This window comes from Halobacterium noricense (genome assembly GCF_021233435.1).
Classification (GTDB): Archaea; Halobacteriota; Halobacteria; order Halobacteriales; family Halobacteriaceae; genus Halobacterium; species Halobacterium noricense.
Map to the genome: position 1 here is coordinate 246,694 of NZ_CP089468.1, position 12,901 is coordinate 259,594.

18 protein-coding genes, 1 tRNA gene and 1 pseudogene are annotated in these 12,901 nt (G+C 60.0%); 8 read left to right on the top strand and 12 right to left on the bottom strand.

The annotated features are described in order from the left end of the window. Nucleotides 1–3 precede the first annotated feature (3 nt). Complete coding sequence (locus LT974_RS01430) at nt 4–1,485, bottom strand: hypothetical protein (protein WP_232588872.1); 1,482 nt, start codon at nt 1,483–1,485, stop codon at nt 4–6. A gap of 91 nt (nt 1,486–1,576) precedes the next feature. Here LT974_RS01430 and LT974_RS01435 point away from each other — a divergent pair, with 91 nt between their 5' ends. Beyond that, nucleotides 1,577–1,933, top strand: coding sequence for a hypothetical protein (locus LT974_RS01435; protein WP_232588873.1), 357 nt, complete (start codon nt 1,577–1,579; stop codon nt 1,931–1,933). Between the two features lies 1 nt (nt 1,934). Here LT974_RS01435 and LT974_RS01440 read toward each other — a convergent pair whose 3' ends face one another. The 6 genes from LT974_RS01440 to LT974_RS01465 all read right to left on the bottom strand — a co-directional run bounded on the left by LT974_RS01440 (nt 1,935) and on the right by LT974_RS01465 (nt 4,370). After that, complete coding sequence (locus LT974_RS01440; protein ID WP_232588874.1) at nt 1,935–2,435, bottom strand: hypothetical protein; 501 nt, start codon at nt 2,433–2,435, stop codon at nt 1,935–1,937. Beyond that, nucleotides 2,435–2,923, bottom strand: coding sequence for a hypothetical protein (locus tag LT974_RS01445; RefSeq protein WP_232588875.1), 489 nt, complete (start codon nt 2,921–2,923; stop codon nt 2,435–2,437). The genes LT974_RS01440 and LT974_RS01445 overlap by 1 nt, the downstream gene beginning before the upstream one ends. After that, a complete protein-coding gene (locus LT974_RS01450) occupies nt 2,920–3,153 on the bottom strand; it encodes a hypothetical protein (protein ID WP_232588876.1) in 234 nt (77 codons plus the stop codon). Before LT974_RS01450 ends, LT974_RS01445 begins: the two co-directional genes overlap by 4 nt. Continuing rightward, entirely contained in the window at nt 3,143–3,487 is a 345-nt protein-coding gene (locus LT974_RS01455) for a hypothetical protein (RefSeq protein WP_232588877.1), read from the bottom strand. The genes LT974_RS01450 and LT974_RS01455 overlap by 11 nt, the downstream gene beginning before the upstream one ends. Before the next feature lie 82 nt (nt 3,488–3,569). Beyond that, nucleotides 3,570–3,854 carry a hypothetical protein gene (locus LT974_RS01460; RefSeq protein ID WP_232588878.1) on the bottom strand — a complete coding sequence of 95 codons (285 nt, stop codon included), beginning with the start codon at nt 3,852–3,854 and terminating at the stop codon, nt 3,570–3,572. A 442-nt stretch (nt 3,855–4,296) separates the two neighbouring features. Further along, a tRNA-Val gene (locus LT974_RS01465) sits at nt 4,297–4,370 on the bottom strand. An 82-nt stretch (nt 4,371–4,452) separates the two neighbouring features. Here LT974_RS01465 and LT974_RS01470 point away from each other — a divergent pair. Further along, nucleotides 4,453–4,935, top strand: coding sequence for a DUF192 domain-containing protein (locus tag LT974_RS01470; RefSeq protein WP_232588880.1), 483 nt, complete (start codon nt 4,453–4,455; stop codon nt 4,933–4,935). Between the two features lie 84 nt (nt 4,936–5,019). Next, nucleotides 5,020–6,936: an ABC transporter ATP-binding protein gene (locus LT974_RS01475; RefSeq protein ID WP_232588881.1), complete on the top strand. Its 1,917-nt coding sequence runs from the start codon at nt 5,020–5,022 to the stop codon at nt 6,934–6,936. A gap of 45 nt (nt 6,937–6,981) precedes the next feature. Here LT974_RS01475 and LT974_RS01480 read toward each other — a convergent pair whose 3' ends face one another. After that, complete coding sequence (locus LT974_RS01480) at nt 6,982–7,269, bottom strand: DUF5789 family protein (protein ID WP_232588882.1); 288 nt, start codon at nt 7,267–7,269, stop codon at nt 6,982–6,984. Between the two features lie 334 nt (nt 7,270–7,603). Here LT974_RS01480 and LT974_RS01485 point away from each other — a divergent pair, with 334 nt between their 5' ends. Beyond that, a complete protein-coding gene (locus tag LT974_RS01485; protein ID WP_232588883.1) occupies nt 7,604–8,341 on the top strand; it encodes a creatininase family protein in 738 nt (245 codons plus the stop codon). 2 nt (nt 8,342–8,343) lie between these two features. On the opposite strand, the gene LT974_RS01490 is transcribed toward LT974_RS01485, so the two are convergent. Both LT974_RS01490 and LT974_RS01495 read right to left on the bottom strand, forming a co-directional pair. Then, entirely contained in the window at nt 8,344–8,787 is a 444-nt protein-coding gene (locus tag LT974_RS01490) for a DUF5790 family protein (RefSeq protein WP_232588884.1), read from the bottom strand. A gap of 60 nt (nt 8,788–8,847) precedes the next feature. Next, on the bottom strand, nt 8,848–9,174 hold the full coding sequence (locus tag LT974_RS01495) for a dihydroneopterin aldolase family protein (RefSeq protein WP_232588885.1): 327 nt from the start codon (nt 9,172–9,174) through the stop codon (nt 8,848–8,850). A 120-nt stretch (nt 9,175–9,294) separates the two neighbouring features. Here LT974_RS01495 and azf point away from each other — a divergent pair, with 120 nt between their 5' ends. The 4 genes and pseudogenes from azf (at nt 9,295) to LT974_RS01515 (ending at nt 11,454) form a co-directional block, all read left to right on the top strand. Next, the gene (gene azf / locus LT974_RS01500) at nt 9,295–10,062 is read left to right on the top strand and encodes an NAD-dependent glucose-6-phosphate dehydrogenase Azf (RefSeq protein WP_232588886.1); all 768 of its coding nucleotides are present in this window, start codon (nt 9,295–9,297) and stop codon (nt 10,060–10,062) included. A 95-nt stretch (nt 10,063–10,157) separates the two neighbouring features. Beyond that, nucleotides 10,158–10,271 (top strand): annotated as a pseudogene (locus LT974_RS01505) (NAD(P)-dependent oxidoreductase); the annotation flags it as partial. A 136-nt stretch (nt 10,272–10,407) separates the two neighbouring features. Further along, nucleotides 10,408–11,217 carry a M48 family metallopeptidase gene (locus LT974_RS01510; RefSeq protein WP_408611730.1) on the top strand — a complete coding sequence of 270 codons (810 nt, stop codon included), beginning with the start codon at nt 10,408–10,410 and terminating at the stop codon, nt 11,215–11,217. Continuing rightward, nucleotides 11,218–11,454 carry a hypothetical protein gene (locus LT974_RS01515; RefSeq protein WP_232588888.1) on the top strand — a complete coding sequence of 79 codons (237 nt, stop codon included), beginning with the start codon at nt 11,218–11,220 and terminating at the stop codon, nt 11,452–11,454. Here the strand turns inward: LT974_RS01515 and LT974_RS01520 are convergent. Together LT974_RS01520 and LT974_RS01525 are read right to left on the bottom strand one after the other, a co-directional pair. Further along, on the bottom strand, nt 11,451–12,062 hold the full coding sequence (locus tag LT974_RS01520) for a DUF309 domain-containing protein (RefSeq protein ID WP_232588889.1): 612 nt from the start codon (nt 12,060–12,062) through the stop codon (nt 11,451–11,453). The genes LT974_RS01515 and LT974_RS01520 overlap by 4 nt on opposite strands. Nucleotides 12,063–12,098: 36 nt before the next feature. Continuing rightward, a complete protein-coding gene (locus LT974_RS01525) occupies nt 12,099–12,854 on the bottom strand; it encodes a PHP-associated domain-containing protein (RefSeq protein WP_232588891.1) in 756 nt (251 codons plus the stop codon). Between the last annotated feature and the right edge of the window lie 47 nt (nt 12,855–12,901).

A 12,901-nucleotide genomic window follows, 5' to 3' on the forward strand; every position in this document is an offset into this window, starting at 1 on the left:
CGATTACCGTCCATTCTCTAAACCAAGATCTGTTCCAAATACATTATTCTCTGGTTCAATCGCATAGCGAAGCCTTGCTTCACGAACACCACCGAACGGGATTCCCCCAATAGGGGTTGACGCAGTGGACTCAATATATACCCATGGATACTCACCAAGCGAGTCGGGTTGGATTGCCGGATCAATTATGTCAGAAATCTTGTCAATATATCGAGTAGCCGAAGAGTTATTGTGGAACGTCTCTGGGTATTCATCAGGGAAATCGGACTCCATCACACTCTCAGGGATTGGCATACAAACCGCAATATGATTTGCATTTCGACCCGTCCTATCAAGAAATGCGATACCACAAGTGTACCCCATATTATATAACAACCAGCACAATTGGTAGGAATGCCCTACACAATTTTCATTTGGATTTGACCAATATGCCTCAGGGAGGTGAATAGGCAGATTAGTGACGCCCCTATCTTTTTGATCATATGGATTTGATTGAATCGTGAGTGAAGCCTCCAGTATTTTTCCATAATGGTTATTTATCCCATAAGATGTGTGGGCACCATTAATTGCGTCAGCCATTTTTTGGTAAATCGGGTTGTCTAAGACATCATATACACCTCTGCCATAGTAATCATACCCCGATGGAACAGGAGTGCTAAAAGTGAATGCGTCGTATGATTCACTCACCCCTGTATCCATGAATTCTTCAGACATTTCTACATGGGATTTCGGCATCTCAATTCGTGTCCCTTTAAATGGGAGGCAAGTGGGACCTCCTGATCGATACATATCATTATCAACCTTGTACGCCTCACGGGAATATGGAACTTCTTCAGCAAGCTCGGGAGCAGGAAACTCTCGACCTCCCGCAAAATTCACAATATATTTATCCCCCACATCTTGGAACCGATTCCGATTAACTGGTCCATCACCCTCAATGATAGAATAGCTATTTTTACTAACTGCGGTCTTCAAATCTCCGTATTCCTCGTAATAAACTACCCGTTGATCCATCTGCCATTCAGTATCTCCAGTGTTATTATTCGTAGCTTTCAATCGGAACCGTATCTGCTCATTCTTCGGAATATCCGAGAATGATACATCAAAAATCTCACTAATACCTGACGGGACGTTTGTTTTTTCCGCTACCTTGGTCAATGTGACGCCATTTCCTACAGGGAATGTATCGTAGACGAATAGCTCAAAAGTGACTTCATCTTCAAAATACAGGTCAGGGTCTCCGGGCGTTGTCGCTGGTTTAAAAATTGCTTCAATAGATACGGATCCATTTGCGGGGGCTCCCTCTCCCTGTAGCTCGACAACGGGGGGGATAGTATACTTTTGAGTCTCCTCATTAGTGGTAGTATTCTTTTGCTCAGGGTTGTCTGTATCAGAATCGTCTGAATCGCTTGAACAGCCAGCTAAAACTGAAGCAATCGACGCACCTCCTACCTGTAACAACCTACGCCGAGAGTGACCCGACATCTATTACCAAATTATAGTAGAGAAACCATTTACCTTCTGGTTGATTTTGGAGAACACCTTTGCCCTGTTCCACTCTATTAACAGACAGATTATGACTGATAGCGATAGCGTAGAGAATTCATCAGAAGTGTACTGGCGCATAGAATCGGATGACGAATATATTGAAACATGGGCGGAAGACGATCAAGTAGTTGCTCTCGATACTCGTCACGAATTATCTTCTTATGGCGATTCTGAAGAAGATGCAATAACGAACCTGCAGGAGGCAGTCAAGGAATATCTTGTTCTGAAATACATTCGGAAGAATGAGCCTGTCGCTGTACAAGAAATTGAGGAGTCGTTGAATATGGGGATGAGAGATCTTGTCGGAACGCTTGATCCACTATTCAAGAAGGGCGAACTCTTCGAGCCTCGTAGAGATAAACTCAGATACGTTCCCGACGAATAGCTTATTCTCGTTCTGCGTCAATCAACTGGTCCTGAATGTCCCGAATCATCTCGTTGTAATCATCTGCTCCGAATTCTCCCTCAACCTCCGCCGTGCGAATGTAATATCGATATTCCGACTCAGAATATTTTCCTCGCCGGGCTCGAACTTCAGCACTATTTCCTTTAAGAATCGAATGGAAATACGGCGGGTCGATGTAGATATCTTCCAGATCTACTCTCAGCCCGCCCGCTACGTATTTACATTCATATATAGAGCGAGCTGTCCACCGAACAGCCGAATGCCAGTCGTTGTAGTCCTCATATTCCCACTCATACTCTATCTCTCCGTTTTTAACCAAGATCAGATAGCCAATATCCTCTACCCAAGCAGACATCTTCCATTGGTCATCTTCACCGTGGGTGAGAGCGTCTTGTTTGGATTCGTTTTCGCTAAAATCAACCGAAGGGAGAGAGATAGCAGGAGTAGAGACAACCGATTGAATGAACGTTCTCCTGTCCATCACAGATACTCCTCCAGCTCCTGCTTGCATTTGCTCGCTATAGCAATCTGCGCCGAAGAGGAGTACATCCTACGTTCATCCCACGACTCTCCAACGTGCCTAACGACCGCTGTATACTCTTCTTCCTCCGTAGGGTCTCGTTTGATAGTCACTTCAAGTCCACACTCGTGAGAAAAATGGGAGCGAGAGTAACTACCGTTGTACAATGAAACAAGAGAGAAATCAAATAGATCCACGGTATGGGGCAAGTCAGATTTCTCACTGGATTCCTGAATAGTCTCAGTGACCCAATCGTTGTAGGTCTCAAACTCCTTCTCTATATGATCATCATCGAGCCTGATGGCGAGATGTCCTGTATCGTCTTCCCGCCTCCAAACGCCACGCACGCTCCAATTCTCCCTCTCCGACTCAGTATCTCCAAATTCGGGGATGACGGACGGAGTGAGCGGTACAACTGCCATCGACTTGACGAAGTTTCTACGGTTCATTTTTGAGCCTCGTAATTGATTTCCAAGAGGTAATTTCGAAGGCGATTCAGTTTCTGGACTCGTTCGGGATGGTGAACGTTCTTTTTCGCCTGTTCAATCTGATCCATTCGCTTCTCGATCTCGTTCGTCGTAGGGTTATTCAGCGGGTTGATGTGGATGCCCGCACTGTGCAAGATATTTTCATAGCAAGCGATTCCGTCGTTGAAATTCTTGATAGCGTCAGACTGCATTCGTTACACCTCCATTCCTTCCATCATCCTCACCAGAATCAACCGAAGACGGTTCAGCGGGCTTCGAAATCTGTTCGAAGAAACGGTAGAAATCAATCAGTTCTTGAACCGACTGGCGGGCACGGATAATCCGACGACGTTCAGTAGTGTCCAACGGTCGCTCTTCAGAGACTTTGTTATACAGCCGACGAAGGTCCTCGTCAATTTCTCGCAACTGGCTCAGCGTTGGAACCTGATCTTCCCCCGGTACAGGGAGCTTGTAAATCTGCCAGTCGTACTCGTGATTGAGGATATCGATGTTATCGTTAGCCTCTCGAACCACTTTCTCGATCATCAGAGTAGTCACCTGAATAGGCAAGTTAAGACTATTCTCGCCTTCGTCTTCGTCGTTCGAATTCTTACCAAACAGTCCCAATTCACTCACCTCCGAACATCATCGAGAACAAGTCTTCCTGCTCCAATTCTTGATATTCTCCGATGAGAGCCTGCGTCATCATCGAATCCATCTCACAGGAAACCATCTGCAACAGCTCCCGCATTCCCGTTTCCTCACTCTTAGCGTCTATCGAAAGGTCATACGCCTGAATCCGAATCTGATTCTTCCCTTGCGCCTGTTCATCCAACCGCTCAACTTTGTTTTCCAGTTTTTCGACCTTCTCGTGCAACTCAGAGTTGTCACTATCTGTGGTAGTATCGGGCATTAGGACGACCTCTACCCTACAATAGGAACGTAGACAACTTATAGATTTTGTCTATACATTACCTGCGCAGTGAATAGACCCAAGATATACAATCACAGTAAATAAAGCGCCCACGATGACCGGGAAACGAACTCAAATCAATCTCCGTCTATCTGAAGAGCAAAAGGAACGGTGGGAACAGCACGTTGAGGACGATCCTCGATTCAATTCACTTTCCGACTTCATTCGATACTCCGTAGAGGAAGAAATCCAGCAGTCAAACAGATGAATCGCACAACCACTGTATAGACAAATTATATACGGTTGGCGTGCGTCGTATCTGGTAGAATCGCAGGACGGAATAGATGGGCAACAACAGGGTAGTTCGACTCTCCCGATTCCCGCTCCCAAAACGATCCTAATCCCCGTCCCTTCGTTCGATTCCAAGACCACAGAAAGTGAGTGGGTTCGGGCGGATTCGAACCACCGACCTCGGCCTTGTAAAGGCCGCGTCATAACCAACTAGACCACGAACCCGCGTTTCGAGGGAGTCGCGCCGCGACCTAAACGGTTTCCTTTCGGCGGAACGTCCAAACCGACGGCGGTCGTAGCCGTGGGCATGCTCGGACGTACGCTCGCGGTCGTCTGTCTGCTCGTCGTCGCCGGTTGCGCGGGGCTCCCCGGTGGCGGCACGTCGACGCCGGGAGCCACTACTGCCGCACAGGACGGGACGCAGGTGTTCGTCGAGAACGAGAACGGCACCGAACTCGGGAACGTTACTGTCGAAGTCGCGGACACCCAGAGCGAGCGCTACACTGGCTTGAGCGAGCACGAGTCGCTCGGCCCGAACGAGGGGATGCTGTTCGTCTACGACAGCGAGGGCAGCCACACGTACGTGATGCGCTCGATGTCGTTCCCCATCGACATCGTCTACATCGGGGCGAACGGCCGCATCACGTCGATTCACCACGCGCCCGTCGAGGAGGATAACGAGAACCTCACGGGCTACGACGGCGTCGGGAAGTGGGTGCTGGAGGTGCCGTACAACTGGACGACCGAGCACGGCGTCGAGGTCGGCGACCGCGTCCGCATCGAGGACTGAGCAGACTGCGGTCGTGAGCGCGCGAGCGGGTGTTTCGATTCGTAGGGAAGTGCTTTTGTTGGGTCGTCACTTCTGCCAACGGGAATGAGTACAGCGACAGAAGACGACGACCCCTTCGAGGAGCAACGCGAAGAGGTCGACGACGCGATGTACCGCCTGTTCGACGAGTACGGGCGGGACAACTGGGTGGCGGCGCTGGTCGGCGTCGTCGCCAGCATCTTCGCGCGCGTGCTCGACCTCGTCCCCGCCATCATGCTGGGGTACGCCGTCGACGCGTTGACCGAGGGGCAGTCGTTCCTCCCGTTCCTGCCGGCATCGATGCGGCCCGCGACGCGGACGCAGGAGCTCTACACCGCGGTCGCGGCCATCGCGGGCGCGTTCCTCCTCGGCGCGGCGTTCCACTGGCTGCGCAACTGGGGCTGGAACTCCTTCTCCCAGCACATCCAGCACGCGGTCCGCACGGACACCTACGACAAGATGCAGCGCCTGAACATGGACTTCTTCGCCACCAAGCAGACTGGCGAGATGATGTCCATCCTGTCGAACGACGTCAACCGCCTCGAACGGTTCCTCAACGACGGGATGAACTCCGTGTTCCGGCTCTCCGTGATGGTCGTCGCCATCGGCGTCGTCCTGTTCACGTACAACTGGCAGCTCGCGCTCATCACGATGCTGCCGGTGCCCATCATCGCGTGGTTCACCTACCGGTTCGTCAAGGCGATTCAGCCGAAGTACGCCGACGTGCGCTCCTCCGTCGGCCACCTGAACTCGCGGCTGGAGAACAATCTCGGCGGCATCCAGGTCATCAAGACGTCGAACACGGAGTCCTACGAGTCCGAGCGCGTCGAGGGCGTCTCCCAGGAGTACTTCGACGCGAACTGGGGCGCTATCACCATCCGCATCAAGTTCTTCCCGGCGCTGCGCATCATCTCCGGCACCGGCTTCGTGTTGACGTTCCTCGCGGGCGGCTACTGGGTGCTCGTCGGCCCGCCGCCGCTGATGTCCGGGTCGCTGTCGGCTGGGGAGTTCGTCGTGTTCATCCAGCTCAGCCAGCAGTTCGTCTGGCCGATGGCGCAGTTCGGGCAGATCATCAACATGTACCAGCGCGCCCGCGCATCCAGTGAGCGCATCTTCGGGCTGATGGACGAGCCCGCGCGCATCGAGGAGAACCCCGACGCCGCCGAACTCGGCGTCGACGAGGGCGAGGTCGTCTACGACGACGTCACCTTCGGCTACGACGACGAGCCCATCGTCCAGAACATCGACTTCGAGGTCGAGGGCGGGAACACGCTCGCGCTCGTCGGCCCGACGGGCGCCGGCAAATCCACGGTCCTCAAGCTCCTGTTGCGGATGTACGACGTCGACGAGGGCGAAATCCGCATCGATGGCCAGGACATCTCCGAGGTGACGCTGCCGAGCCTGCGCCGCCACATCGGCTACGTCAGCCAGGACACGTTCCTGTTCTACGGCACCGTCATGGAGAACATCGAGTACGGCACCTTCGACGCCGACCGCGAGGAAGTCGTCGAGGCCGCGAAGGCCGCCGAAGCCCACGAGTTCATCACGAATCTCCCCGAGGGCTACGACACGAAGGTCGGGGAGCGCGGCGTGAAACTCTCGGGTGGCCAACGCCAGCGCATCGACATCGCTCGCGCCATCCTCAAAGACCCCGAGATTCTGATTCTCGACGAGGCCACCAGCGACGTCGACACCGAGACGGAGATGCTGATTCAGCGCAGCCTCGACCGCCTCACCGAGGACCGCACCACGTTCTCCATCGCGCACCGCCTCTCCACCATCAAGGACGCCGACAAGATCGTCGTCCTCGAAGACGGCGAAATCGTCGAGCGCGGCACCCACGACGAGCTGCTCGCCGAGGATGGCCTCTACGCGAATCTCTGGGGCGTGCAGGCCGGCGAAATCGACGAACTCCCCGACGAGTTCGTCGAGCGCGCCGCCGAACGCACCGCCGACGTGGACATCGACGAGACCGAGGACTGACGCGACACCTGCGGTCGCGCTTTACCGCTCCGCTTCTCGCTGCCTTCAGAAGCTCTCGCGGTCGCCTTCGCCGGCTGACCCGCCGCGGTCCGTGTAGTTTCGGCGGCCGACGGCTTCGCCGCCGACGCCGTCCTCGATGGTCGCGACGAGGTCCGCGTGGCTCTCGAAGTGGTCGTCGTCGACGCGCCCGAGTGCATCCTCGACGGACTCCTCGCCGCCCGCGAGGTCGAGGTCGTAGTCGCCGTACGACTCGACGACGTACTCCCGGTCGAGCGGGTACGTTTCGTCCTGCAGTTCGGCTTCCAGTTCGCCGAGTCTGACAGTCTTCCCCATACGCCCGCGTGGGCGGCCGCCGCCAAGCCCGTTGTGGCGGCCCCGGCTCGCTCGCCGGGGCAGTGTTCAGATAAGCAGACGAAAGTAGCGGAGACGACGTTGCCTTTTGAAAGCCCTCGGCAGTCTCGACTCCCGCGGCTCGCTGCGCGCGTTCGCTCCCGTTGGTCGCTCACGTGCTTACTTCGCCGGGGTTCGTCGAGACCACCTCGCCCTTTCAATCCACCAGGGAACCGGCTGATTCGCCGGCTGAAGCTGCAGTCAGACCAATCCTTATCTGAACACCACCCTCGCCGGAGGGGCAGGCTACAAAACCGGGGCGTGCGTTCGGTCGTATATGCGACTCGCGGACGCGACCTGGACGGACGCTGACGCGCTCGACACGAACCTCGCCGTGCTCCCCGTCGGCAGCACGGAACAGCACGGCCCGCACGCGCCGCTCGGTACCGACCACGTCACCGCCGAAACCGTCGCCGAGACCGCGGCGTCGAACTACGACCGCGAGGTCGTGGTCGCGCCACCCTTGACCGTCGGCGTCTCCGAGGAACACCGCCAGTTCACGGGGACGCTGTGGGTCTCCCCGGAAACGTTCCGCGCGAACGTCCGCGAAGTGACCGAGAGCCTCGCGAGCCACGGCTGGGACCGCGTCGTCGTCGTGAACGGCCACGGCGGCAACGTCCCCGCGCTCGGCGAAGTCTGCCAGCGCGTCACCCGCGACGGCGACGCGTACGCGGTGCCGTTCACGTGGTTCGACGCCGTCGGCGACCACAGCGACGACATGGGTCACGCCGGCCCCCTGGAGACCGCGTTCCTCAGACACACCCACCCGAAGCTCGTTCGCGAGGACCGGCTGGACGACGCCCGCGAGGGCGCCAGCGACCACTGGGGGGACTGGCAGTCACACACGAACCTCGCCGTCGATAGCGCCGAGTTCAGCGAGAACGGCGTCGTCGGCGACCCGACGGAGGGCGACGCCGACCGCGGGGAGGAACTGCTGTCGCTGGCCGCGGACGCGCTCTGCGACCTACTGGACGCAGTCGGGGACCGCGACCCGAGCCGGCCGCCGCACAAGTAGCGCTACTCTTCGGCTTCTTCGTCGCTCTCCTCGTCATCCTCGCCGCCCTCACTCCCTTCGTGGGCCTCTTCGAGCGCGGAGCGCAGCGCCGGCACCGTGGACGCGAGCTCACCGACCTGCTCGCGGGCGGTCTCGATGTCGCCGAGCACGTCCTCGACGGCGTCGATTTCGGCCTTCAGGTCGTCGGCGTCCTCGAAGGCGTCCGCGCGCTCGCCCACGACGAACGCCTTCTTCGCGTCCCGGAGGTGGGATTCGACGTCCTCGACGTCCAGCGCGGAGCGGAGCGCGTTCAGCACGCCGAGCGTGTTGTCCGCCTCGACGTCCCAGACGTCGTCGGCCGCGGGCAGTTCCGCGCGAGCGGCGTCGAGGTGCTCCTCGACGTCCGCGCGCATCTCCTCGGCGGCCTCGCCGAACAGTTCCTCGTCGTCCAGGGATGACTGACTCATGTCCCGTGATTCGCCCGCATCTGGTTTAAAAGCACGCCTCGTGGTGGACGTGAACGCGGCTTACTCGACGCTCGCCAACTCCATCAGCGGGTAGCCGTCCTGCATCGCCATCTCCGCGACGACCTCGCGGCCCTCGTAGTCGACGACGATTTCGACTTCCATGTACTCGCCCGTGAGTTCCGTGTAGCCGTGGTCCGTGTCCAGTTTCTCGGTGAGCACGTCCACCGTCACGGACTCGCAGAACGGCTGGTTCTCGATGGACTCCTCGATGGCGGTCTCGAGGCTGTCCGCGCTCTCCGGGCTCACGGGCGTGCCCGCGAACTGGTGGTAGAGCGCGCCGAATTTGATGCCCGCCTCGAAACACGCCTGCTGGGCGTCGGATGCCATACCGGATGCTCGGCCGGCCGCGGCTAATCGTTGTCGCCTCGGTCGTGCTGTCGGGAATTCGACCACTTCGGCGGGCGAACCGCATCTTTCATTTCGGTGGTCGCCGAGACTCTCAATCGAATGGACGAGCCGGTTCTCCTCACGGGTGCCGCCGGGCGCGTCGGGCAGGCCATCCTCGACGGCATCGGCGACGACTACGACTGGCGGCTGTTCGACCGCGAACCCCCCACGGGGGACACCGACCACGAGGTCGTCGTCGGCGACGTCACCGACGAGGACGCCGTCCGCGAAGCCGTCGCTGGCGTCGGCGCCGTCATCCACCTCGCCGGCGACCCGCGCCCCGAAGCTCCGTGGGAGAGCGTGCTCCGGAACAACATCGACGGCGCGCAGACCATCCTCGAGGTCGCCGTCGAGGAGGACGTCGGGAAGTTCGTGTTCGCGTCCTCGAACCACGCGGTCGGCCACTACGAGACCGAGCGCAAGCCCGACCTCTACCGCGAGGACGACGACTTCCGGCTCGACGGCACGGAACTCCCGCGCCCCAGCAACCTCTACGGCGTCTCGAAGGCCGCCGGCGAGACGCTCGGCCGGTACTACCACGACGAACACGACCTCCCGTTCGTCGCCGTCCGCATCGGCAACCTCACCGAGGGCCATCCGCCAATCGACTACGAGCGCGGGCAAGCGATGTGGCTCTCCCACCGCGACTGCGCGCACCTCTTCGACTGCTGCCTGCGAGGCGAGTGCGGCTACGAAATCGTCTACGGCATCTCCGACAACGAGCGGAAGTACTACAGTCTGGAGCGGGCTCGGGAAGTCTTGGGCTACGACCCGCAGGACAACTCCGCGGAGTGGGACGGTGACGAACGGGTCACCGACGCGGAGTAGTTCGGCCCTTTCTCCTCGACCGCTACGAAATCGTCTACGGCATCCTCGCGAGCGGAGCGAGCGAGGGCTCGACAGGCGAGCGAAGCGAGCCTGTCGGTGTCTCCGACAACGAGCGGAAGTACTACAGTCTGGAGCGGGCTCGGGAAGTCTTGGGCTACGACCCGCAGGACAACTCCGCGGAGTGGGACGGCGACGAGAAGGTTTCGTAACCGCCGACCTGTCAGGGGCTGTATCGGAGCGCCGACCGCCGGAGAGCGTCGGGGGCCGCGTCACCCCTTCACAGATGGATTTATACGTGCGAGTGCGTAATTCTCCCGTATGCGACACATCGGCCTCAAAGTACGGATGGCCATCGTCGGTGCCGTCCTCTTCGCGTTCTACTCGGTGGCAGTGGCTGCCGCGTGGTTCTTCTTCGGCCAGTCCACCACCATCCTCGGCATCGCCGTCGTGGGCAGCGTCCTTCTCGTCGGGGTCCAGTACAAGATCGGCAAGTGGGCGGCGCTCCGCAGCGTCGGCGCGGAGGACATGGACGAACGGGAGTACCAGCAGATTCACCAGTTCGTCGAGAAGGTCTGTCGCGACCGGAAGATGGAGAAGCCGAACCTGAAGGTCGCGAGCATGGGCGTACCGAACGCATTCGCCGTCGGCCGCCGCGGCGACGGCACGGTCGTCGTCTCCCGCGAACTCATCCAGTTGCTCGACCGCGACGAACTCGAGGGCGTCATCGCCCACGAGCTCGCGCACATCGACAACCGCGACGTCGTCATGATGGTCATCGGGCAGGGAATCGCCTCCGTCGTCGGCATCGTCGCCCAGTACATCGTCCTGTTCACGGGCGACAACGACCTCGCGGACTTCTTCCTCGCCATCGTCGTCGGCAACCTCGTGCAGTTCTTCGTAATGTTGTTCGTGCTCGCCATCTCCCGCTACCGCGAGTACGTCGCCGACGCCGACGCCAAGCGTACCATCAACGGCGGCGACCCGCTCGCGCGCGCCCTCGAAAAGATTCAGCAGGGCAACGAGCGCTCCCAGGACTCGAAAATCGACGAGAACGTGAACGCGCTGTGCATCTTCGGCGAGGACCGCGGCCTCCTCCAGAAGCTCGTCTCCACGCACCCGCCGACCGAGAAGCGCATCGAGCGGCTCCGCTCGTAGATGGCCGAGTTTCGCGAACTCCTCGCGGTCGTGCTCGGCGCCGCGCTCGGACTCGCGATGCTGCTCGCGCCACGGGCGGCGCTCCGCCTCTCCGTGTTCATGGGACCGAACCGTCGCCGCCGCGGCGACTACGGCACTGACGAAGCCATCCCCGGCTGGTGGGCGTGGCTGGTACGTGCACTCGGCGTCGCGTGTCTCGGTATCGCCGCGCTCATCGCCTACCAGACGTACGCCTAATCGAACAGTCCCGCTACGTCCTTCTCGCGGCGCTGCCGCCGCTGCACGTGCTGGCGGAGCCGCGTCGCCACGAGCGCGCGCTGCTCGTGCTCGGTGACGAAGTCACAGAGCAGCACGCCGAACTCGTTCAACTCCCCCTCGGCGAGTCCTTCGCGAGCGTACTCCGCGCCCGTCTCGACGAAGTCCTCGTCGTAGCCGAGGGCTTCGGCGAGCGCGACTGCGGCCTCCACGCCTGCCGGCGCGTCCAGCTCGCCGAGCTCGAGCGCCCGCCCCTCGTACGTCAGCGTTGGTGGTGCCACGCGTTCGACGCGCTCCGGGTCGCTGCCGAGCGCGTCCACGTACGCCCGAACCCCGTCCACGTTCACGCCCCGGTAGTCTGACGGGAGGTCCGCGAGGTACTCGCCCGCGCTCTCACAGAGCCCGACCGCACCCGTCCAGTTCCCGTCGCGAGCGTGGTGGATGGCCGCCGAGAACTGGATGAGCCCGTGGAGCAGTCGCTCGTCGGCTCCGTCGTCGAGCGCGAGCCACTCCGCCTCCCACGCGTCGTGGGCGGCGTGGTAGTGGCCCGCGTTGTGAATCGCGATTCCCGCGCGCAGCGCCGCATCCATACCACGGCTTCGGCTGCCGGACGCAAACGCGTTTCGTCAGGCGCTGTCCATCGACGTCGGCCACGGGCTGACGTACGGCAGGCGCTTCGTCAACAGGTACGCGCTCTTCCGCGCCGCACCCTTCGCGTACTGGCGCGTGCTCCGGTGAATCGGCGTCCGCTTGCCCCGGATGTCCGTCTCGCCCGCGCGCAGCGCCGCCAGCACGGTCTCGGTCGGAATCTCGCCAGCCGGCGTCTCGGGATCGACATCCGGCAGCGCGACGTCCGTGTACGCCCGGCCGACGTTTCGAATCGAGTGCGCGTCGCTCGCGCCGAACCGCGGGTAGTCGTGGCGCTGCGCGAACTTCCGCGCGCGCCGGTTCCGGTAGCCCGTGAACACCATCGAGTTGTACACCTCGATGCCGTCGCACTCCCCGAGATTCCGCCGCCGCACGCCGTGTCGACTCCGCTGGAACGGGTGCGGGACGACTGCGACGCCGCCCTGCTCGCGGATTTCGCGCACGGTCGCCTCGAACGGCTGCCCGCGCTCCGGGCACTCCTCGACGCCGATTGCCAGCACGTGGCCGACGCCCGTCGACACCTCCACGCCCGGAATCCCGACCAGCCCGTACTCCGGTGCCAGCTCTGCCGCCCGCAGCGACTCCTTGATGCTGTCGTGGTCCGTTATCACGACCCCGTCGAGTTCGATGTCGCTAGCGTGCTCGAGGATGAGCTCCACGGGCTCGTTGCCGTCGTACGAACCCTCCGAGTGCACGTGCGGGTCTATCGACAGCACCGCCCGGTCCTCGCTCATTACCCACACCTACTCGGCCCACCGCTAAGAACTTCGTGCCCAGGCTG

What these genes read in the sequence shown, in the direction of transcription:
- LT974_RS01430 (WP_232588872.1), bottom strand. Translation starts at nt 1,485, where the DNA reads ATGTCGGGTCACTCTCGGCGTAGGTTGTTACAGGTAGGAGGTGCGTCG.
- LT974_RS01435 (WP_232588873.1), top strand. Translation starts at nt 1,577, where the DNA reads ATGACTGATAGCGATAGCGTAGAGAATTCATCAGAAGTGTACTGGCGC.
- LT974_RS01440 (WP_232588874.1), bottom strand. Translation starts at nt 2,435, where the DNA reads ATGGACAGGAGAACGTTCATTCAATCGGTTGTCTCTACTCCTGCTATC.
- LT974_RS01445 (WP_232588875.1), bottom strand. Translation starts at nt 2,923, where the DNA reads ATGAACCGTAGAAACTTCGTCAAGTCGATGGCAGTTGTACCGCTCACT.
- LT974_RS01450 (WP_232588876.1), bottom strand. Translation starts at nt 3,153, where the DNA reads ATGCAGTCTGACGCTATCAAGAATTTCAACGACGGAATCGCTTGCTAT.
- LT974_RS01455 (WP_232588877.1), bottom strand. Translation starts at nt 3,487, where the DNA reads ATGATCGAGAAAGTGGTTCGAGAGGCTAACGATAACATCGATATCCTC.
- LT974_RS01460 (WP_232588878.1), bottom strand. Translation starts at nt 3,854, where the DNA reads ATGCCCGATACTACCACAGATAGTGACAACTCTGAGTTGCACGAGAAG.
- LT974_RS01470 (WP_232588880.1), top strand. Translation starts at nt 4,453, where the DNA reads ATGCTCGGACGTACGCTCGCGGTCGTCTGTCTGCTCGTCGTCGCCGGT.
- LT974_RS01475 (WP_232588881.1), top strand. Translation starts at nt 5,020, where the DNA reads ATGAGTACAGCGACAGAAGACGACGACCCCTTCGAGGAGCAACGCGAA.
- LT974_RS01480 (WP_232588882.1), bottom strand. Translation starts at nt 7,269, where the DNA reads ATGGGGAAGACTGTCAGACTCGGCGAACTGGAAGCCGAACTGCAGGAC.
- LT974_RS01485 (WP_232588883.1), top strand. Translation starts at nt 7,604, where the DNA reads ATGCGACTCGCGGACGCGACCTGGACGGACGCTGACGCGCTCGACACG.
- LT974_RS01490 (WP_232588884.1), bottom strand. Translation starts at nt 8,787, where the DNA reads ATGAGTCAGTCATCCCTGGACGACGAGGAACTGTTCGGCGAGGCCGCC.
- LT974_RS01495 (WP_232588885.1), bottom strand. Translation starts at nt 9,174, where the DNA reads ATGGCATCCGACGCCCAGCAGGCGTGTTTCGAGGCGGGCATCAAATTC.
- azf (WP_232588886.1), top strand. Translation starts at nt 9,295, where the DNA reads ATGGACGAGCCGGTTCTCCTCACGGGTGCCGCCGGGCGCGTCGGGCAG.
- LT974_RS01510 (WP_408611730.1), top strand. Translation starts at nt 10,408, where the DNA reads ATGGCCATCGTCGGTGCCGTCCTCTTCGCGTTCTACTCGGTGGCAGTG.
- LT974_RS01515 (WP_232588888.1), top strand. Translation starts at nt 11,218, where the DNA reads ATGGCCGAGTTTCGCGAACTCCTCGCGGTCGTGCTCGGCGCCGCGCTC.
- LT974_RS01520 (WP_232588889.1), bottom strand. Translation starts at nt 12,062, where the DNA reads ATGGATGCGGCGCTGCGCGCGGGAATCGCGATTCACAACGCGGGCCAC.
- LT974_RS01525 (WP_232588891.1), bottom strand. Translation starts at nt 12,854, where the DNA reads ATGAGCGAGGACCGGGCGGTGCTGTCGATAGACCCGCACGTGCACTCG.